Consider the following 17,379-nt stretch of genomic DNA (forward strand, 5'->3'; position numbering starts at 1 on the left):
GAGCCCAACATGAATACCGATGCACTGGTCGCCGCCCTGCAAGCCCACAACCAGGACCGCGACCCGCAACTGCTGCGCATGAAGTATCAGAAGATGGCGCAAAGCGCCTTCCTGTTCCTGCGCGGCGCCGACCACCTGTTCTACGACGCCCTGCCCGACCAGCCGCTGTTCCGCAGCGCGCCGCTGGCCTGGGCCTGCGGCGATCTGCACGTGGAAAACTTCGGCAGCTACAAGGGCGACAACCGCCAGGTCTATTTTGATCTAAACGATTTCGACGAAGGCGCGCTGGCGCCGGCCAGCTGGGACCTGGTGCGCCTGCTGGCCAGCATCCAGTGCGGCGCCGACGCGCTGCGGGTGTCGGCGCCAGAGGCCGAGGACCTCGGCGCCCACTGCCTGGACGCCTATCGCGCCGCGCTCGCCGGCGGCAAGCCGCGCTGGGTGGAGCGCGAAACCAGCGTGGGCCTGATCCAGGACCTGCTGTGCGACCTGAAGAACCGCAAGCGGGTCGACTTCCTCGACAAGCGCACCACCCGCAAAGGCCAGCGCCGCAGCCTGAACCTCGACGGCGTGAAGGCCTTGCCGCTGCTGCCCGGCCAGCACGAGCTGCTGGCCGAATTCCTGCCGCGCTTCGCCCAGCAGCAGGACAATCCCGGCTTCTACACCATGCTGGACGCGGCGCGCCGCATCGCCGGCACCGGCAGCCTGGGATTGATGCGCTTTGTGGTGCTGGTCGAAGGCAAAGGTTCGCCGGACGGGAACTACCTGCTCGACATCAAGGAGTGCAAGCCGTCGGCGCTGGCGCCGCGCCTGGCCGCGTGGAAGATCAAGCAGCCGGCGTGGCCGGACCAGGCCAGCCGCGTGGTGGCGGTGCAGCAGCGCATGCAGGCGGTTGATCACGCCTTCCTGCACGCGATACCGTTGGACGGCAAGTCCTGCGTGCTGCGCGGCCTGCAGCCGTCGGAAGACCGCGTGGCGCTGGATGCGTGGGGCAAGAGGCTCAGTCGCCTGCAGGAAGTGATCGCCACCATGGGCTGCAACCTGGCCTGGGACCAGTTGCGCGCCGCAGGCCGCTCAGGCGCCGCCGGTGCGGATGAACTGATCGCCCACGGCCACGACGACGGCTGGCGCCAGCCCATGCTGGACGCCGCCATCGCGATGACCAAGCTGACGCAATCCCAATGGCAGGCCAGCAAAGCATGGCTGGCTAGTGCCTGACTAATGCCTGACCAGCACGCCCTGCGCCAGCCAATGCTGCAGATAGCCAGCCAGCGCCAGCATCGCCTCCTCGCCGGCCGCCGCGCACACCTCGCCGAAACTCGCCCCTTCGGCGATGCGGTACAGGGCTTGCGCCTCCGCCGCCGCCAGCGAACGGAAATGCGGCTGCTCGCCCTGGCGCCACACCAGCCAATGCGTCGCGTTGGCGGATTGCTCCACCTCCGGCGGCTCGGCATCGGCGGCCAGCGCCTGCCACAGGGCGACGGCGTTCCAGTGCATCTCCAGCAGATGCACCGATGGATGCAGGCCGAATTGCAGATCGCCCCATTCCTCGGGCGGTATCGCCGCCATGTCGACGGCGGCCAGCGGCGCGACGTCCCGCGCATCGAAGGCCAGGCCCAGCGTCCATTCCAGTCCCGCCAGTTCGGCGATGAAGGGATAGTCCGGCAGCGCCGTCTCCGCATGCGCGGCCAGGCCGGCGCCGAACCAGCGCAGGTTGGCATGCTGCGAAGGATGCGCTGCGAGATAGCTGTTGGCCAGCTCGGCGAACATGTCGTCGCCGACGAAGGTCCAGGTCTTGTCATAGGCTTCGCACAGCGCCTGCCGCAAGCGGCTGCGATAGGCGCGGTGGTAGATCGCCAGCCGCGATCCGGCACTCAGCCCGTACTGCTCACGCACGGCGGCGTGGATGGCGCCGGGCGCTTCGTCCGTCAGGATGTAGCGCTGGAAGTCCAGCTGCAAACGTTCGAGCGGGTTCATGCCGCCTCCGCGAAGGCGCGCGCGCGCCGCAGCTCCGCCGACAGCTCGGACAGCGGCGGAATATTATCGTCGCGCTCTATCATCGTCGCCACCTTGCCGAAGCGGCGCAAGGCCTGCGCGTACAAGGCCCACACGGGATCGGCCACCGCCTGGTCATGGGTGTCGATGATGCAGCCTTCCTGCACGCTGTGGCCGGCCAGGTGGATCTGCTGGACACGATGCGCGGGCAGCGCGTCCAGGTAGCTAATCGGATTGAAACCGTGATTGACGCAGCTGACGTAGACGTTGTTCACGTCCAGCAGTATCAGGCTGTCGGACTCCTCGGCCACGGCGGCGACGAAGTCCCATTCCTGGAAAGTGTCCGACTCAAAGGACAGGTAGCTCGACACATTCTCCAGCAACAGCGGGCGTTCCAGGTAATCCTGCACGCGCCGCACATTGCGCACCACGGTGGACACGGCCTCCTCGGTGTACGGCAGCGGGAACAGGTCGTGCATATTGGCGCCGTGCGTGCCGGTCCAGCACAGGTGGTCCGACACCCACAACGGCTCCACGCGCCGCATCAGCGCCTTCAGCTCGCGCAGGTAGTCTTCGGACGGACCTTGCGGCGTGCCGATCGACATCGACACGCCATGCATCACCACCGGATAGTCGCGGCGTATGCGGTCCAGCATCGCCAGCGGCTTGCCGCCGGGGACCATGTAATTCTCGGACAGAATCTCGAACCAGTCGACGCCCGATTCTGCGGGCGGCGTGGCGATGATGTCGTTGTAGTGCGCGGGGCGCAGGCCAAGGCCGAACCCTGGCGACGGTAGTGTGGGTGTCATGTTTTGGGAAGCGCCGGCGGTGCCGGCGCTGCATCGTTGATTACTTGTCCAGGTCGACGATCTTGCCCTTCTTGGCGAAGCAGGCGCCGGCCTTGGTGGCCAGGAAGCCGTGGCCCTTGCAGGAGTTCTGGCCCTTGCAGGCGTTTTCCGCGGTGGCGCAATCGCTGGTGCCCTTGCAGCTGTTGATGCCGGCGCAGTGCACGGTATCGTCGGCGCTGATGGTGGTGGTGGCGGCGATGGCCGATGCCGACATGGCCATGGTTGCGACGGTTGCTGCCATTGCTGCGATACGAGTGATGTGGTTCATGTGATTCTCCAAAAAAGGTCGGTTAGGTTGGTGCTGCATGACTCTGTCGCGGCCACTTCCCGATTACTTACACAATTTTGAAAAATATTTTGTATTTTGACTTGTATCAAAGTTTTTACTGCGCTGCATCAATAGACTTAATCACGTTACTCAACGACAAAAAAGAGGAAGTGAAATGAGCAAGTCCTTGGCAGCAGCAGTATTGGCCACCCTGAGCCTGATGGCAGGCAGCAGCGCGATGGCGGAAGAAACCCCATGGCTGGTGCGCGTGCGCGCCGTGCACCTGGATCCGGCCGACAAGTCCGATCCTGTCGGCGGCGCCGGCGCATCCGACCGCCTGACCGTCAGCAGCAAGACCATCCCTGAATTCGACGTCTCCTACTTCTTCACGCCCAACCTGGCGGCGGAACTGGTGCTGACCTATCCGCAAAAGCATGACGTGGCGCTGGACGGCAACAACATCGGCACCTTCAAGCACCTGCCGCCCACGCTGCTGCTGCAGTATCACTTCGTGCTCGACGCACCGCTCAAGCCTTACCTGGGTGCGGGCGTGAACTACACCACCATGTCCAAGGTGGATCTGCTGGGCGGCAAGGGCGGCCTGGAACATGACAGCTTCGGCCTGGCGCTGCAAGCGGGTGTGGACTACGCCATCGATAAAAAATGGTCGCTCAACTTCGACGTGAAGAAAGTGCAGATCCGCAGCGACGTCTCCATCAGCGGCGCCAAGGTCAGCCGCGTGAAGGTCGATCCGCTGATGGTCGGCGTCGGCGTCGGCTACAGGTTCTAAGTCATAACGCCGAGTAGCGCTTCGCCAGCCCGCGCTGGCGGAACGACTCGGTGACGAAATCGACAAAGGCCCGCGTCTTCGCGGGCATCAGCTTCTGGCTGGTGAAGTACAGCGAGATCGGGCCGGCGTCCTCATACCAATCCGGCAGCAGGCGTTTCAGCGCGCCACTCTCCAGATGTTCCACCACATCGGCCACCACCAGCGTGGCCACACCCATGCCCTGCAAGGCCGCGCTGCAGATCGCATCGGGATCGTTGATGAACACGCGCGGTCGCAGTTGCGCCGCCACTTCCTCGCCCAGGCGATTGCGCATCTTGCGCACCTTGACCTTGCCCGTTTCCGGCGAGCGCATCGCGATCGCATCGAAGGCCGCCAGGTCGGCCGGCGTGGCGGGCCGCTTGCGCCCCTTCAGGTAGGACGGCGCGGCCACCATGATCATATGCGCGGGCACCAGCTCACGCGCCACCACGCCCGGCGTCAGCTCGAAGCCGCCGCCTATCGCCGCATCGTAGCCGCCGGCGATCAGGTCCACCGGACGGTTGTCGAAGCTCAGGTCCAGCGTTACGCCCGGATAGCGCGCCAGGAAGGCCGGCATCAGCGGCAGCACCTGCTCGCGCCCGAAGCGCGGCGCCACGCTCAACTTCAGCACGCCGGCCGGCTCGCCCGCCTTGGCCGTCACCTCGGCGATGGCGCCCTGGATGCTGTCCAGCCCCGCGCCCACCGAATGCAGGAAGCGTTCGCCCGCCTCGGTCAGCGTCAGGCCCCGTGTGCTGCGCTGGAACAGGCGCACGCCCAGGTTGCGCTCCAGCTGCGCCACGTTGCGGCTGACCGCCGCCGGCGTCAACGCCAGGCGCCGCGCCGCGGCGGAAAAACTGGCCGATTCCGCGCTGCGCACAAACGATTCGAGATTGGACAGGGTTTCCATTTTTTAGCCTTCAACCTTTGCTTGAAGATGATGTTACTCACCTGATACTACCGCTATCGAGTCAGCGTGACCATACTTGGTTCATCCCAACCACATCGAAAAGTGAGCTAGATCATGAACATCTCCATCATCGGCGCAGGCGCCATCGGTACCGCCATCGCCCGCCTGCTGTCCCGCGCCGGCATCGCCGCCTCCATCGCCAACAGCCGCGGCCCCGAATCGCTGGCCGCGCTGACGGCGGAACTGGGCCCGCACATCAAGGCCGTCAGCGTCGAGGAAGCGGCCAAGGCGGACCTGGTCTTCATCGCCGTGCAGTGGGGCCGCCTGGCCGACGCGGTGCGCAAGCTGCCCGCCTGGAACGGCCGCATCGTCATCGACGCCAACAACGCCATCGAAGCGCCGTCGTTCACGGCGGTCGACCTGGGCGGCCGCGCTTCGAGCGCCGTGGTTGCCGGGCTGCTGCCGGGCGCACGCGTGGTCAAGGCCTTCAATCACCTGGTCGCCGCGCTGCTGGCATCCGATCCGCAAGCCGAGGGCGGACGCCGCGTGCTGTTCTACTCGGGCGACGATGCGGATGCCAAGAAAACCGTCGGCCAGTTGATCGAACAACTGGGCTTTGCCGGCATCGACCTGGGGACGCTGGACGGCGGCGGCAGGCTGGCGCAATTCCCCGGCGGCCCGCTGCCTGTACTGAACCTGGTGCGCTACGCTTAATCTGTAGCCAACGTTGCGGCATCGCGACAGACCGACCATTAAAGTGACACGAACGGGTAATCTAGGGACAATCAAGTTTCCAGACTGCCCGTTTTCGCTTTCCCCGGAAGGAATACCGCCATGTCGTTCGACCACGTAAAAATCGGCACCCGCCTCGGTTTCGGCTTCGCCATCGTCCTGGCGTTGCTGGTCGCCGTCATCGTGCTGGGGCTGAGCTCCATGACCCGCATCGGCAGCCGCACGCACGACATCATCGACGACAAGAACGTCAAGATGGAGGCGGCCAACCGCATGGTGGACAACGTGCGCAACATCACGCTGTCGCTGACGAATATCGTGGTGGTGCCCAGCACGGCGGAAGTGAACGCCGAGCTGGAAAAGATCGGCGAATCGCGCAAGAAGTACGGCGCGGCCAAGAAGATCCTCAGCGAACATATCACCGACGACAAGGAAAAAGCCATGCTGGCCACGCTGGATGGCCTGCTGAAGGAAGGCGCGGCCAAGAACAACAAGGTGATCGAACTGCGCAAGGAAGGCGAGATCCAGGACGCCACCGCCTACCTCACGCAAACCGCCGCACCCAGCCTGAAAGGCGTGTTGAAAGCGCTCGACGACATCCTCGTCTACGAAACCGCGCAGGCCAAACAAGCCGGCGAGGAAGTCGAAGCCGTGCTGCGCACCGCGCAGATGGTGCAGGTGGGCCTGGGCGCGCTGGCGATGGCGCTGGGCTGCGGCGTGGCCTGGTTCATCACGCGCTCGATCACGGTGCCGCTGAACGCCGCGGTCGACGTGGCGGAGACGGTGGCCTCGGGCGACCTGTCGTCCCACATCCGGACCGGCGCCACCGATGAAACGGGCCGCCTGCTCAGCGCCCTCAAGTCGATGAACGACAGCCTGCTGCAGGTGGTCGGCCAGGTGCGGCAAGGGACCGATACCATCGCCACCGCATCGAATGAAATCGCCGCCGGCAACCTGGACCTGTCCTCGCGCACCGAGGAACAAGCCAGCTCGCTGGAGGAAACCGCATCGTCGATGGAGCAGCTGACCAGCACCGTCAAGCAGAACGCCGACAACGCGCGCCAGGCCAACACGCTGGCGCGCAGCGCGTCGGAGGTGGCGACCAAGGGCGGCGCCATCGTCGCGCAGGTGGTGGACACCATGGGCAACATCAACAGCTCCTCGCGCAAGATCGTCGACATCATCGCCGTCATCGACGGCATCGCCTTCCAGACCAACATCCTGGCGCTCAACGCCGCCGTCGAAGCGGCGCGCGCCGGCGAGCAGGGACGCGGGTTCGCGGTGGTGGCGTCGGAAGTGCGCAACCTGGCGCAGCGCAGCGCGGCGGCGGCCAAGGAAATCAAGGAGCTGATTTCGGCCTCGGTGGCCAACGTCGACGACGGCTCGCGGCTGGTCGGCGAAGCGGGGCAGACCATGGGCGACATCGTCGACAGCATCCAGCGCGTGACCGACATCATGGGCGAGATCACCTCGGCCAGCCAGGAGCAGACCATGGGCATCGAGCAGATCAACATGGCCATCACGCAGATGGACGAGGTGACGCAGCAGAACGCCGCGCTGGTGGAACAGGCGGCGGCCGCGTCGCAGAGCATGCAGGAGCAGGCGGCGGCGCTGGCCTCGGTGGTGGGCTTCTTCAAAACCGGGGCGGCGCCGGGGACCGCTATAATGGTGCGCACCCACCACTAACGGAAGCCCGGCCCATGCGCAAGATCCTGATCGTCCTGACCGCCCTGATGCTGACCGCATGCGTCGACGACACGGCCTCGTACTACGCGGACGGCAGCACCGGCAACCACGCCTTGACGCTGCACCGCGCGCAGAAGCACTTCTGGAGCAGCGAAAGCAGCGTGGAGCTGATCATGCAGCGCCTGCCCGAGTGCCTGCGGCGTATCGAGTTGACCGACATGCCGGCCGACGATGTGGAGATTGAACTGCTGTCCGGCGGCGACAACGTCTGGACGCTGCGCGCCGGCAAGGAGATGTGGCAGGTTGAAACCCAGAGCTGCACCCAGTACCCCGACGTCAAAGGCGACGGCGGCGAATTGATCGGGGTGTTCCGGGTGGACGGCAAGAAGCTGGTGTTCGAAGCCGCCGTGCTTGAACCGGTCGGTTCCGACGCCACCGCGCCCGTCAAATAATCAGCGCAAGGCCAGGCGGCTCGCCGGGCGCTTGCCACTGGCGCCCTGGTCGCCGCTCAGCTTGAACCGGCTGACCAGCTCGGCCAGCAAGCCGGCCTGATCCTGCATGCTGCTGGCTGCGGCCGCAGCCTCCTCCACCAGCGCGGCGTTCTGCTGCGTCACCGAATCCATCTCCGTGATCGCCATGTTGACGTGGCCGATGCCCGTGCTCTGCTCGCTCGACGCCTCGGTGATCGCCGACATGATCTGCGTCACCCGCGACACGCTGGCCACCACCTGATCCATCGTCGTGCCGGCTTCCGCCACCAGCACGCTGCCGGCGTTGATGCTTTCCACCGAAGCGTTGATCAGCTCCTTGATCTCCTTGGCCGCGCCGGCCGAGCGCTGCGCCAGGTTGCGCACCTCGGACGCCACCACCGCGAAGCCGCGTCCCTGCTCGCCCGCGCGCGCCGCCTCCACCGCTGCGTTCAGCGCCAGGATGTTGGTCTGGAAGGCGATGCCGTCGATCACGCTGATGATGTCGACGATGCGCGTGGCCGAGGCATTGATGGTGTCCATGGTCTGCACCACTTTCGACACCACATGCCCGCCCTTCTCCGCCACCGACGACGCCGACAGCACCAGCTGGTTGGCCTGCACCGCGTTGTCGGCGTTCTGGTTCACGGTCGAGGTCAGTTCCTCCATCGAGGCGGCCGTCTCCTCCAGCGAGCTGGCCTGCGATTCGGTGCGCGCCGACAAATCCATATTGCCCGAGGCGATCTCGCCGGACGCGGTGGCGATGGTGTCGGCGCTGCGGCGGATTTCGCCGATGGTGTCGGCCAGCCGCGCCTGCATCGACTTCATGCCGTACAAGATGCTGGCGCGGTCCGAGTCATGCGTCTTGATGCTGGCGCTGAGGTCGCCGCCGGCGATCTGCTGGGCGATTTCGCTGACGTATTCGGGATCGCCGCCGATGGTGTGGCGCAAGCTCTTGTTGACCATGCTGACGATGGCCCACAGCACCAGGCACACCAGCGCCAGCACGCCGGCCGACTTGTACAGCGACTGGTAGAAGGCGGTGTCTATATCGTCGATGTAGGCGCCGGTGACCAGGTCCCAGTCCCACTGCGCGAAGTGCACCACGCGGCTCATCTTCGGCACCGGGTCCTTGGTGTTCGGCCGGGTCCAGGAATAGCGCACAAAGCCGCCCCCCTCCGGTTTGGCGCCTGCTGCGGCAATGTCGCGGTACAGATAGACGCCGTTGGGGTCCTTGAAATCGGCCATGTCCTTGCCGTTGTTTTCCACCTTGAAGGGATTCATCAACGAACGGGTGCCCTGGGTGATGGTGATGTAGCCATCCTTGCCGAAGCGCAGGCCGGCGATCACGGCCATCGCCTGTTTCTGCGCGTCTTCCTTGCTCAGGGCGCCGGAGGTGGCCTTTTCGCCGTACAGCTTGAGAATGCTCATGCCGGCGTCGTCCAGGTTCATCAGGTCGATCTGGCGTTCCTCGATGCGCACGTCGCGCATCTGCATGGTCTGGTACAGGAAGATGGCGGTGATGCACAGCAGGCTGCAAATCAACGGTACCCAGAGCTTCTGTTGGAAGGACAACTTATTCATGGTACAGGGTCTCCGTATTGTCTTGTGGAAACCAGAATACCCGAATTGTCTCGGACAAATGTCGCTTATTTACAAATTTGGCATCAATAAAACACAACGGGCGCCGCGATCTGCATCGTGGCGCCCGCAGGGAAAAACTGTACCGATTTACTGGGCGCTGCTGTCTTTGACGGCCTTGGCGGCCAGTTGCGCCTCCACCTTGGCGGTCTTGCCGCGTGGCGCCACGTAGGCGACGTCGGTGGTGACTTCGTTCCGCTCCAGCGCGCCGGCCTGGATGGCGGCGAGGGTTTCAGCCTTCACCTGGGCGCGGGTGACCGTGCTTGGAGCAGACTTGACGTAGGCGATGTCCGCGGTGACTTCGTTCTGCTCTACAGGGCCCTGGGCGAAAGCTGCACCAGCAGCAAGCAGGAGGGAGACCGATGCGATGATGGATTTGGCGTTCATTTTGAAGCTCCTTGTCAGATTAAGTGTGGCACCCAGTTCTGAGTGCCAACCGGCTTTGTGTCGTCGATGGAGTCATATTAGGATTAATTTTTCAGATATAAAAGCGCAAATATCCGGTCAAACCAATCCGATTATCTGATCAGTCAGTCCTTTTCGCTGTCCAGCACCGCGGTCGAATGCGCGTCGTAACGGCTGCCTGCGGCGGCGCCGGCCGGCACCGCCTGTTCCAGCCGCGCCAGGTCGGCGGCCGACAGCTGCAGCCGGGTCGAGGCCAGCGCCTCCTCCAACCGCACGCGGGTGCGGGCGCCCACCAGCGGCACGATGTCCTGGCCCTGCGCCGCCACCCAGGCGATCGCCACCTGCGCCACCGACACGCCCAGCTCGCCGGCGATGGCGCGCAGCTTTTCCACCAGCGCCAGGTTGCGGTCCAGGTTCTCGCCCTGGAAGCGCGGGCTGGCCAGGCCGCGGAAGTCGGCCTCGCCTTCGCGCTGCTTGCTCCAGTGGCCGCTGATCAGGCCGCGCGACAGCACGCCGTAGGCGGTGACGCCGATGCCCAGCTCGCGGCAGGTTTGCAAGATGCCATTCTCGATGCCGCGCGAGATCATCGAATACTCGATCTGCAGATCGGCGATCGGATGCACGGCGTGGGCGCGGCGCAAGGTCTCGCTGCCGACCTCGGACAGGCCGATGTGCTTGACCTTGCCGGCCTGGACCAGCTCGGCGATGGCGCCGACGGTGTCCTCGATCGGCACGTTCGGATCGAGGCGGGCCGGACGGTAGATGTCGATGTGCTCGACGCCCAGGCGCTTCAGCGAATACGCAGCGAAGTTCTTCACCGCCACCGGCCGGGTATCGATGCCGATCCAGTTGCCGGCCGGGTCGCGCAGGGCGCCGAACTTGACGCTGATCTGCACCTGGTCGCGGCCGCCGGCGGCCAGCGCCTCGGCCACCAGCAGTTCGTTGTGGCCCATGCCGTAGAAATCGCCGGTGTCGAGCAGGGTGACGCCGGCGTCCATGGCGGCGCGGATGGTGGCCAGGCTTTCCTTGCGGTCGGCCGGGCCGTACAGGTCGGACATGCCCATCAGGCCCAGGCCCAGTTGAGCGACTTGCGGGCCGGTGCGGCCGAGTTTGCGGGTTTGCATGATGAATCTCCAGGGTGGTTAGCGAGTGGATTCATTATGCTATTATCGATTGCAGCAATAAATACCGTAAATCCTATTACTTTATTCGAACACAGATAACAATCATGGACCAATTCAAGGCCATGCAGATCTTCAAGGCGGTGGCCGACTGCAAGAGTTTCACCCAGGCCGCCGAGCAGCTGGACCTGCCCAAGCCCACCGTCACCAACGCCGTGCAGGCCATCGAACAGCAGCTGGGCGTGCGCCTGCTCCAGCGCACCACGCGCAAGGTCAGCCTGACGGTCGAGGGCGCGCAATACCTGGAGCGCTGCACCGCCCTGCTCAACGACCTGGACAATCTCAACGGCCTGTTCGCCGGCGAAGGCCGGCTGCTCAGCGGCGCGGTGCGGGTTGACTTGCCGGAACGGCTGGCCCACCTGTACGTGATCCCGGCGCTGCCGGCCTTCTTCCAGCGCCACCCGCACATCCAGGTGCGGCTGGGCTCGAATGACCGCTTCGTCGACCTGGTCGGCGAAGGCATCGATTGCGCGGTGCGCGGCGGCACGCTGCGCGATTCCACGCTGGTGGCGCGCCGCATCGACTCAATGGAGCAGATCAACGTCGCCTCGCCGGCCTACCTGGCGCGCCACGGCCGGCCGCGGACGCTGGAAGACTTGCGGCAACACACGGCGGTCAACTTCTTCTCCAGCCAGAGCGGGCGCGACCTCGACTGGGAATATGTGGATGCCGATGGCGTCGAGCGCACCCAGGCCATGCGCAGCCAGGTTTCGGTCAGCGGCACCGAGGCCTATCTGGCCGCCTGCCTGGCCGGACTGGGGCTGATCCAGATGCCGCGCCAAAGCCTGGCGCCGCTGCTGGCCTCGGGCGAACTGGAGGAAATCCTGCCGCAATGGCGCCCCGCGCCGCTGCCTTTAAACATCGTTTATGCCCACAATCGCCACCTGTCGCCGAGGGTGCGGGTGTTTGTAGACTGGCTTGCTAGTGTTCTTGAGCAACAAACTGTGTCAGAATGAGGCATTCCTTCTTAACAATCCTTTCCACATGAGATACCTACTGTCGATGGCGCTGCTGGCGTTAGGCGTCGGCCATGCCCACGCCGCCGCGCCCAAGGCCGGAAAACCGGTCGAGGCCGCGATTGCGGGCATCGACGGCGAACGCCTGTTGCAGCACATCACCATGCTGGCCTCCGACGACTTCGAAGGCCGCGCGCCCGGCACGCCTGGCGAAACCGTCACCATCGACTACCTGCAGCAACAATTCAAGAAGCTGGGCCTGGAGCCGGGCAACCCGGACGGCACGTATGTGCAGGCGGTGCCGCTGGTGGCCATTTCCAGCCATCCGACGCTGAGCTACATCAAGGACGGCCAGAGCAAGCAGCTGACCTTCGGCGACGACTATGTCGCCTGGACCGCGCGCACCGAGAAGAAAATCGAGGTGGCCAATTCCGAGCTGGTGTTTGTCGGCTACGGCGTGCAGGCGCCGGAATTCCAGTGGGACGACTACAAGGGCGTCGACCTGAAGGGCAAGACTCTGGTCATGCTGATCAACGACCCGCCGCTGCCGGACCCCAAGCATCCCAAGCTGCTGGACCCGGCCATGTTCGGCGGCAACGCGATCACCCGCTACGGCCGCTGGAACTACAAATTCGAGATGGCGGCCAAGATGGGCGCGGCCGCCGCGCTGATCGTGCACGAGACCAAGCAGGCCACCTATCCCTACGAGGTGGTGCGCAATAGCTGGGGCCGCGAGAATTTCGCCCTCAAGAGCAAGACGCCGGACCCGGCCTTCCCGGCCATCCCCGGCTGGCTGCAAGGCGACCGTGCGCGCGAGCTGTTCAAGGCCGGCGGCCAGGATTTCGACGCGCTCAAGCAGCAGGCCTTGTCGCGCAGCTTCAAGCCGGTGCCGCTGGGCGTCAAGCTCAACGTCACGGCGCTGAACGCCTGGCGCGAAGTCGGCTCGCACAACGTGGTGGGCAAGATCGCCGGTTCCGATCCGTTGTTGAAGAATGAAGTGATCGTCTACAGCGCGCACTGGGACCATTTCGGCATCGACGAGAGCTTGCCGGGTCCGCGCACGCAGCAGATCTTCCACGGCGCCATGGACAACGCCACCGGCGTCGCCGCGCTGCTGGAGATCGCCCGCGTCTACAAGGCGCTGCCGGTGGCGCCCAAGCGCACCATCGTGTTCGTGCTGACCACGGCGGAGGAACGCGGCCTGCTGGGCGCGCAATACTACGCACGCAATCCGCTGTACCCGCTGAACAAGACGCTGTTGAACATCAACGTGGACGGCCTGAACATGTGGGGCCGCACCCGCGATGTCGAGCTGAGCGGCATGGGCAAATCCAACGCCGACGATCTGGTTGCCGCCATCGCGCGCAGCCAGGGCCGCACGGTGCGGCCGGACAGCAACGCCGACTATGGCAGCTTCTACCGGGGCGACCAGTTCGAGTTCGCCAGGGGCGGCGTGCCGGTGGTGTATCTGCGCAGCAGTTCCAACTTCATCGGCAAAACTGCCGGCTACGGCCGCGAAAAGCTGCTGAACTACAGCGCCCACCAGTACCACACCGTCAACGACACGGTGCAAGCCAAATGGGACACCAGCGGCGCGGTGGAAGACATCGAACTGCTGTTCAAAGCCGGCTACCAGACCGCCCAGGGCAAAGACCGCCCGCAGTGGAAAGACAACGCCGAGTTCAAGCGCTGACATCTTGCCAAATCAACACCGGGGTCAAGTCTGACATTCGGACACGGCCTCTGCTGTAACTGAAACAGATCAATCCGGACTGCGGCGGCTTCTGCGTTTTATCAGCGCCGCGCCGCAGCGCACCGACTACATTGCGGAGATGGTCCGCCCACTCCGACTCGAATTTCCCGGTGCGCTGTATCACGTCACTTGCCGCGGCAACCGACGTGAGGATATTTTTCGCGATCGCGTGGACCGCCTGGTATGGCTGGAAGAAATGGAACGCGTATGCCGGCGCTTTCATTTCCTGATCCACGCCTTTTGCCAGATGACGAACCACTACCACGTGCTGATCGAGACTCCCGAAGGCAATCTCGGGCGAGGCATGCGCCATTTGAATAGCGCGTATTCGCAGTACTACAATCGCCGCCACGAATTGGTCGGGCACGTTTTGCAGGGCCGTTATCACGCCATCCTGGTGCAGAAGGACAGCTACCTGCGCGAACTGGCGCGCTATATCGTCTTGAATCCCGTGCGGGCCAGTGCAGTGGCGGCACCCGGTGACTGGGAGTGGAGCAGCTACCGCGCCATGATGGGCGAGGCGCCGGAGGCCGCCTGGATGACGACGAGCTGGCTATTGGCCTGTTTCGGCCCGGACCAGATCGCCGCGAGGCAAGCCTATCACCGGTTTGTCATGGCCGGCTTGCATGCGGACAGCCCGCTGAAGAAAGTAAGTTTCCGCTGCATTTTAGGTGACGAGACCTTCATTGCCCGCCACAGGGAGTCCGCGCAAGAACCCAGGTCGGCAGAGATAGCACGCGTGCAAAGGCGGGCCCTTGCCCTGTCGCTGGAGGAATATGCCGCAACGTTCGCGCCGCGCGCAGCCGCCATGGCGCAGGCCTATCGGTCGACCGCGTTTTCGATGCAGCAAATCGCCGCGTATTTCGGCGTCTCGGTTAAAACGGTAAGCCGCGCTGTCGCCGCGTCGGAACTCACCGAGAACCGGCACGACGGATGAGGTCGTGTCCGAATGTCAGACTTGACCCCGGAGTTTTTGGAGCTGGGAGTGGTTGCGCTGTTGGTGGGCGTCGGCGCCGGCGGTGTCGATGTCGGCGCGCAGGCCCCGGCGGGCTTGCTCGATGCAGGCGCTGTCTTGCGGCGCCAGTTCCAACAGGCTGAGCAGGTAGGTGACGCCCCATTGCAGGCGCGTCGCCGGACCGACCGCCGCTTGCCATGCCTTGCCGTACCAGTCCAGCACGCCCGCCGCGTCGCCGCGCCGCTTGGCGCTGGAGGCCAGGCTCAGCATGAAGTAGTACGGTGAGTGCGAGCGCGGCAGTTCGGCCAGCAGCACTTGTTCGGCTTGCGCCGGCAGGCCGGCGTCGTTCAGGGCGCTCACCGCGGTGTTGACCAGCGTATGGCGTTCGTAGGGATCGGTGGATTCGGCCAGCGCCGCTTCCACCCGCAGGCGCACCTGCTCCTGCAAGCCTTGCGTCGGCGCCAGCAGGCGGCCCAGGCGCATTTGCAGGCGCGCCGCCGTCAAGCGGTCCGGCGCGCTGAGCCAGAAATCGTCGGCCCATTGCGCGGCCGTGGCGCCCAGCGCCGCCACCAGTTCTTCACGCCGCGTGGCGAATTTGATCAGGTTGACGCCGCTGTTGCCGAGGATGTCCATGTTGGACCGCGCCAGCCGCGCGTCGGCAAACACCTTCAGCAGCAAGGCGGCGTTGGCCGCGACGTCGACATCCTTGCCGGCCGTGGCCAGCTGCGCGTGCAGTTGCAGGCGCATGCCGGCGTCGGCGTCGTCGCAGGCGTGCACCAGCGCCAGCAGCGTCGGCGCGAGCGCGCGCGTGCCCAGCAAACGGCCTTCGTCGGTATCCCAGGAATAATGACTCAGCAGCGACCATTCGCCGGCGCTGAGCTTGCGCTCGCCGGACAGGGCCGCCGCCAGCGCGGCCGACGCCGACGATCCGGCCGCATACACGGCCAGCGCTACATCGAACGCGGCCGTGAACAGTTCGCCGTCCAGCTCGCACGGCAGGCGCGTGATTTCGCCGCCGTCCGGCGCGTACAGCACCAGCGTCGGATAGCTGCGCAAGCCGTATTGCGCGGCCAGCGCCTGCGCGCCGGCGCTGTCGCCGTCGAGGTGGTAGCACACCACCGACGCCGTCCGCTGGACGAACTCGTCGCGCGCAAAAATATCGGATTTGACCCGGTTGCAGGGCGGGCACCAGACCGCGCCCCAGTACAGGAACAGCGGCCGTTGCTGCGCCGCCGCCAGTGCGAATGCGGTGTCGAGGCCGCCGTGCTGCCAGTCGATCGCCGCCATGCCGCTTAGTTCTCGCGCGCCAGGGCCAGGAATTCGGTGCGCATCGCCAGGTTGGGCTGCAACTCGCCGAGCATGGCCGAGGTGACGGTTTCTTCGCCCGGCGTGCGGATGCCGCGGCTTTCCATGCACAGGTGGCGGCACTTGACGACCACGCCGACCGCCTTCGGTTCCAGCACTTCCATCAGCGCGTTGGCGATCTGCATGGTCATGCGTTCCTGCACCTGCAGGCGCTTGGCGAAGCAGTCCACCAGGCGGGTCAGCTTGGACAGGCCGACGATCTTGCCGTTCGGGACGTAGCCGACCGTGGCCTTGCCGAAGAACGGCGCCAGGTGGTGTTCGCAATGGCTGTAGACCGGGATGCCGCGCACCACGATCAGTTCGTTGTACTGCTCGGCGCCGTCTTCGAAGGCTTTCAGCAGCTCGACCGGATCCTGGCCGTAGCCGGAGGTCCAGTGTTTCCATGCCTTGCTGACGCGCGCCGGCGTTTCCACCAGGCCTGGACGGTCGGGATCTTCACCGAAACTGGCGAGCAGACGACGCCAGTCGCCTTCCGAGAATTCTTTTTGAGACATGATGAAACACCTTTTTTTTACGATTGCCGACAGTATATAGAAATCCGCGGCAGCGCACCCGCTAAGGCCTCAGCCTCCCGGCCGGTTGGCCTTCAGCAGCGCGGCGGCGATCGACACCGTGGTGGTCATGTCCGGCCACTCCGGATCGCCCGGCCCGAACCAGCGCGCATCGGCGATTTCGGTCGGATCGACGCGGATCTCGCCGTCCAGGTACTCGGCCGTGTAGGCGATCATCAGCGAATGCGGGAACGGCCACGACTGGCTGCCGAAATACTTCAAATCGCGCACCCGCAGCCCGACCTCCTCGTACACCTCGCGGTGCACCGCCTCCTCGATCGATTCGCCCGCCTCCAGGAAGCCGGCCAGCGCCGTGTAGCGCTTGTACGGCGCGTTCGAGTGCATGGCCAGCAGCACCTGTTCGCCCTTGCGTATCAACACCATCATCGCCGGCGAGATGCGCGGATAGGCGCTCATGCCGCAGGCCGGGCATTGGTAGCAGCGCTCGCCCTCCAGCTGGCGCATCGGCGTGGCGCAGGCGCCGCAATAGCGATGCGTGCGGGCCCAGTCGGCCAGCTGGAAGGCCCGGCCCGCCAGCGCCGCGAAACCATCGTCCACCAGGCCGAACAGCGAGCGCAGGCCGTGATAGCCATACTCCGGCCCCGGTAGTTCCGGCTGATCGACCCACGCCAGCTGATAGTAGCGGCCTTCCCACTCGCCCAGCGCGTGGAAGCGCTCCGGCGGCAATTTCAGCGCCGCCACCGCCTGCCGGTCGGGCAAACCCAGGATTTCGTTGCGCAAAAGCAACTCTCCGCGATGGAACACGAAAGTTAGCGGATAGTCATGATCCCGGGGACGGATCAGCGGCGTAAATGTGGCGGGCGTCAGCAGCATGGCGGGGAGGGCTCGGGGTTAATCGCAAGA

General features: G+C 65.1%; 18 protein-coding genes. 8 read left to right on the top strand and 10 right to left on the bottom strand.

The window, feature by feature from the left end; all coding sequences use genetic code 11:
* Positions 1-9: 9 nt before the first annotated feature.
* Positions 10-1,215 carry a DUF2252 domain-containing protein gene (locus D0T21_RS29555; protein ID WP_116993945.1) on the top strand — a complete coding sequence of 402 codons (1,206 nt, stop codon included), beginning with the start codon at positions 10-12 and terminating at the stop codon, positions 1,213-1,215.
* Here D0T21_RS29555 and D0T21_RS29560 read toward each other — a convergent pair whose 3' ends face one another.
* The 3 genes from D0T21_RS29560 to D0T21_RS29570 are packed head-to-tail and all read right to left on the bottom strand — an operon-like array spanning position 1,216 to position 3,108.
* Positions 1,216-1,974 carry a DUF2063 domain-containing protein gene (locus tag D0T21_RS29560; protein ID WP_116993946.1) on the bottom strand — a complete coding sequence of 253 codons (759 nt, stop codon included), beginning with the start codon at positions 1,972-1,974 and terminating at the stop codon, positions 1,216-1,218.
* Positions 1,971-2,801 (bottom strand): DUF692 domain-containing protein, encoded by an 831-nt coding sequence (locus D0T21_RS29565; RefSeq protein WP_116993947.1) that lies wholly within the window; start codon positions 2,799-2,801, stop codon positions 1,971-1,973. Before D0T21_RS29565 ends, D0T21_RS29560 begins: the two co-directional genes overlap by 4 nt.
* 40 nt (positions 2,802-2,841) lie before the next feature.
* Complete coding sequence (locus D0T21_RS29570) at positions 2,842-3,108, bottom strand: hypothetical protein (protein ID WP_008453189.1); 267 nt, start codon at positions 3,106-3,108, stop codon at positions 2,842-2,844.
* A 175-nt stretch (positions 3,109-3,283) separates the two neighbouring features.
* Between D0T21_RS29570 and D0T21_RS29575 the strand changes: the two genes are divergently transcribed.
* Entirely contained in the window at positions 3,284-3,898 is a 615-nt protein-coding gene (locus tag D0T21_RS29575; RefSeq protein ID WP_116993948.1) for an OmpW family protein, read from the top strand.
* 1 nt (position 3,899) lies between these two features.
* On the opposite strand, the gene D0T21_RS29580 is transcribed toward D0T21_RS29575, so the two are convergent.
* Positions 3,900-4,823: a LysR family transcriptional regulator gene (locus tag D0T21_RS29580; protein WP_116993949.1), complete on the bottom strand. Its 924-nt coding sequence runs from the start codon at positions 4,821-4,823 to the stop codon at positions 3,900-3,902.
* A gap of 114 nt (positions 4,824-4,937) precedes the next feature.
* On the opposite strand from D0T21_RS29580, the gene D0T21_RS29585 reads away from it, so the two are divergent.
* The 3 genes from D0T21_RS29585 to D0T21_RS29595 all read left to right on the top strand — a co-directional run bounded on the left by D0T21_RS29585 (position 4,938) and on the right by D0T21_RS29595 (position 7,693).
* Positions 4,938-5,537 carry an NADPH-dependent F420 reductase gene (locus D0T21_RS29585; protein ID WP_116993950.1) on the top strand — a complete coding sequence of 200 codons (600 nt, stop codon included), beginning with the start codon at positions 4,938-4,940 and terminating at the stop codon, positions 5,535-5,537.
* Between the two features lie 120 nt (positions 5,538-5,657).
* Positions 5,658-7,241, top strand: coding sequence for a methyl-accepting chemotaxis protein (locus tag D0T21_RS29590; RefSeq protein ID WP_116993951.1), 1,584 nt, complete (start codon positions 5,658-5,660; stop codon positions 7,239-7,241).
* Between the two features lie 14 nt (positions 7,242-7,255).
* The gene (locus tag D0T21_RS29595; protein WP_116993952.1) at positions 7,256-7,693 is read left to right on the top strand and encodes a hypothetical protein; all 438 of its coding nucleotides are present in this window, start codon (positions 7,256-7,258) and stop codon (positions 7,691-7,693) included.
* Here the strand turns inward: D0T21_RS29595 and D0T21_RS29600 are convergent, their stop codons facing one another.
* The 3 genes from D0T21_RS29600 to D0T21_RS29610 form a co-directional block, all read right to left on the bottom strand.
* The gene (locus D0T21_RS29600; protein WP_116993953.1) at positions 7,694-9,292 is read right to left on the bottom strand and encodes a methyl-accepting chemotaxis protein; all 1,599 of its coding nucleotides are present in this window, start codon (positions 9,290-9,292) and stop codon (positions 7,694-7,696) included.
* Between the two features lie 147 nt (positions 9,293-9,439).
* Positions 9,440-9,736 (bottom strand): DUF4148 domain-containing protein, encoded by a 297-nt coding sequence (locus D0T21_RS29605; RefSeq protein ID WP_116993954.1) that lies wholly within the window; start codon positions 9,734-9,736, stop codon positions 9,440-9,442.
* A gap of 143 nt (positions 9,737-9,879) precedes the next feature.
* Positions 9,880-10,878, bottom strand: a complete 999-nt coding sequence (locus tag D0T21_RS29610) for an aldo/keto reductase (RefSeq protein ID WP_116993955.1) — start codon at positions 10,876-10,878, stop codon at positions 9,880-9,882.
* 104 nt (positions 10,879-10,982) lie between these two features.
* Between D0T21_RS29610 and D0T21_RS29615 the strand changes: the two genes are divergently transcribed.
* The 3 genes from D0T21_RS29615 (at position 10,983) to D0T21_RS29625 (ending at position 14,581) form a co-directional block, all read left to right on the top strand.
* On the top strand, positions 10,983-11,891 hold the full coding sequence (locus D0T21_RS29615; RefSeq protein WP_116993956.1) for a LysR family transcriptional regulator: 909 nt from the start codon (positions 10,983-10,985) through the stop codon (positions 11,889-11,891).
* Between the two features lie 28 nt (positions 11,892-11,919).
* Complete coding sequence (locus D0T21_RS29620) at positions 11,920-13,584, top strand: M20/M25/M40 family metallo-hydrolase (protein WP_116993957.1); 1,665 nt, start codon at positions 11,920-11,922, stop codon at positions 13,582-13,584.
* A gap of 139 nt (positions 13,585-13,723) precedes the next feature.
* Positions 13,724-14,581 carry a transposase gene (locus tag D0T21_RS29625; RefSeq protein ID WP_116993958.1) on the top strand — a complete coding sequence of 286 codons (858 nt, stop codon included), beginning with the start codon at positions 13,724-13,726 and terminating at the stop codon, positions 14,579-14,581.
* 15 nt (positions 14,582-14,596) lie between these two features.
* Here the strand turns inward: D0T21_RS29625 and D0T21_RS29630 are convergent, their stop codons facing one another.
* The 3 genes from D0T21_RS29630 to nudC all read right to left on the bottom strand — a co-directional run bounded on the left by D0T21_RS29630 (position 14,597) and on the right by nudC (position 17,349).
* A complete protein-coding gene (locus D0T21_RS29630; protein WP_116993959.1) occupies positions 14,597-15,886 on the bottom strand; it encodes a thioredoxin family protein in 1,290 nt (429 codons plus the stop codon).
* Between the two features lie 5 nt (positions 15,887-15,891).
* Positions 15,892-16,458, bottom strand: a complete 567-nt coding sequence (gene folE, locus D0T21_RS29635) for a GTP cyclohydrolase I FolE (RefSeq protein WP_116993960.1) — start codon at positions 16,456-16,458, stop codon at positions 15,892-15,894.
* A 69-nt stretch (positions 16,459-16,527) separates the two neighbouring features.
* Positions 16,528-17,349: an NAD(+) diphosphatase gene (nudC, locus tag D0T21_RS29640; protein WP_116993961.1), complete on the bottom strand. Its 822-nt coding sequence runs from the start codon at positions 17,347-17,349 to the stop codon at positions 16,528-16,530.
* Positions 17,350-17,379 lie beyond the last annotated feature (30 nt).

Origin of the sequence: Duganella sp. BJB476, from assembly GCF_003416895.1 — a bacterium.
Classification (GTDB): Bacteria; Pseudomonadota; Gammaproteobacteria; order Burkholderiales; family Burkholderiaceae_D; genus Rugamonas.

Excerpts from the sequence above, each read along its gene's own strand:
- D0T21_RS29555 (WP_116993945.1), top strand. The coding sequence starts at position 10 with ATGAATACCGATGCACTGGTCGCCGCCCTGCAAGCCCACAACCAGGAC.
- D0T21_RS29560 (WP_116993946.1), bottom strand. The coding sequence starts at position 1,974 with ATGAACCCGCTCGAACGTTTGCAGCTGGACTTCCAGCGCTACATCCTG.
- D0T21_RS29565 (WP_116993947.1), bottom strand. The coding sequence starts at position 2,801 with ATGACACCCACACTACCGTCGCCAGGGTTCGGCCTTGGCCTGCGCCCC.
- D0T21_RS29570 (WP_008453189.1), bottom strand. The coding sequence starts at position 3,108 with ATGAACCACATCACTCGTATCGCAGCAATGGCAGCAACCGTCGCAACC.
- D0T21_RS29575 (WP_116993948.1), top strand. The coding sequence starts at position 3,284 with ATGAGCAAGTCCTTGGCAGCAGCAGTATTGGCCACCCTGAGCCTGATG.
- D0T21_RS29580 (WP_116993949.1), bottom strand. The coding sequence starts at position 4,823 with ATGGAAACCCTGTCCAATCTCGAATCGTTTGTGCGCAGCGCGGAATCG.
- D0T21_RS29585 (WP_116993950.1), top strand. The coding sequence starts at position 4,938 with ATGAACATCTCCATCATCGGCGCAGGCGCCATCGGTACCGCCATCGCC.
- D0T21_RS29590 (WP_116993951.1), top strand. The coding sequence starts at position 5,658 with ATGTCGTTCGACCACGTAAAAATCGGCACCCGCCTCGGTTTCGGCTTC.
- D0T21_RS29595 (WP_116993952.1), top strand. The coding sequence starts at position 7,256 with ATGCGCAAGATCCTGATCGTCCTGACCGCCCTGATGCTGACCGCATGC.
- D0T21_RS29600 (WP_116993953.1), bottom strand. The coding sequence starts at position 9,292 with ATGAATAAGTTGTCCTTCCAACAGAAGCTCTGGGTACCGTTGATTTGC.
- D0T21_RS29605 (WP_116993954.1), bottom strand. The coding sequence starts at position 9,736 with ATGAACGCCAAATCCATCATCGCATCGGTCTCCCTCCTGCTTGCTGCT.
- D0T21_RS29610 (WP_116993955.1), bottom strand. The coding sequence starts at position 10,878 with ATGCAAACCCGCAAACTCGGCCGCACCGGCCCGCAAGTCGCTCAACTG.
- D0T21_RS29615 (WP_116993956.1), top strand. The coding sequence starts at position 10,983 with ATGGACCAATTCAAGGCCATGCAGATCTTCAAGGCGGTGGCCGACTGC.
- D0T21_RS29620 (WP_116993957.1), top strand. The coding sequence starts at position 11,920 with ATGAGATACCTACTGTCGATGGCGCTGCTGGCGTTAGGCGTCGGCCAT.
- D0T21_RS29625 (WP_116993958.1), top strand. The coding sequence starts at position 13,724 with ATGGTCCGCCCACTCCGACTCGAATTTCCCGGTGCGCTGTATCACGTC.
- D0T21_RS29630 (WP_116993959.1), bottom strand. The coding sequence starts at position 15,886 with ATGGCGGCGATCGACTGGCAGCACGGCGGCCTCGACACCGCATTCGCA.
- folE (WP_116993960.1), bottom strand. The coding sequence starts at position 16,458 with ATGTCTCAAAAAGAATTCTCGGAAGGCGACTGGCGTCGTCTGCTCGCC.
- nudC (WP_116993961.1), bottom strand. The coding sequence starts at position 17,349 with ATGCTGCTGACGCCCGCCACATTTACGCCGCTGATCCGTCCCCGGGAT.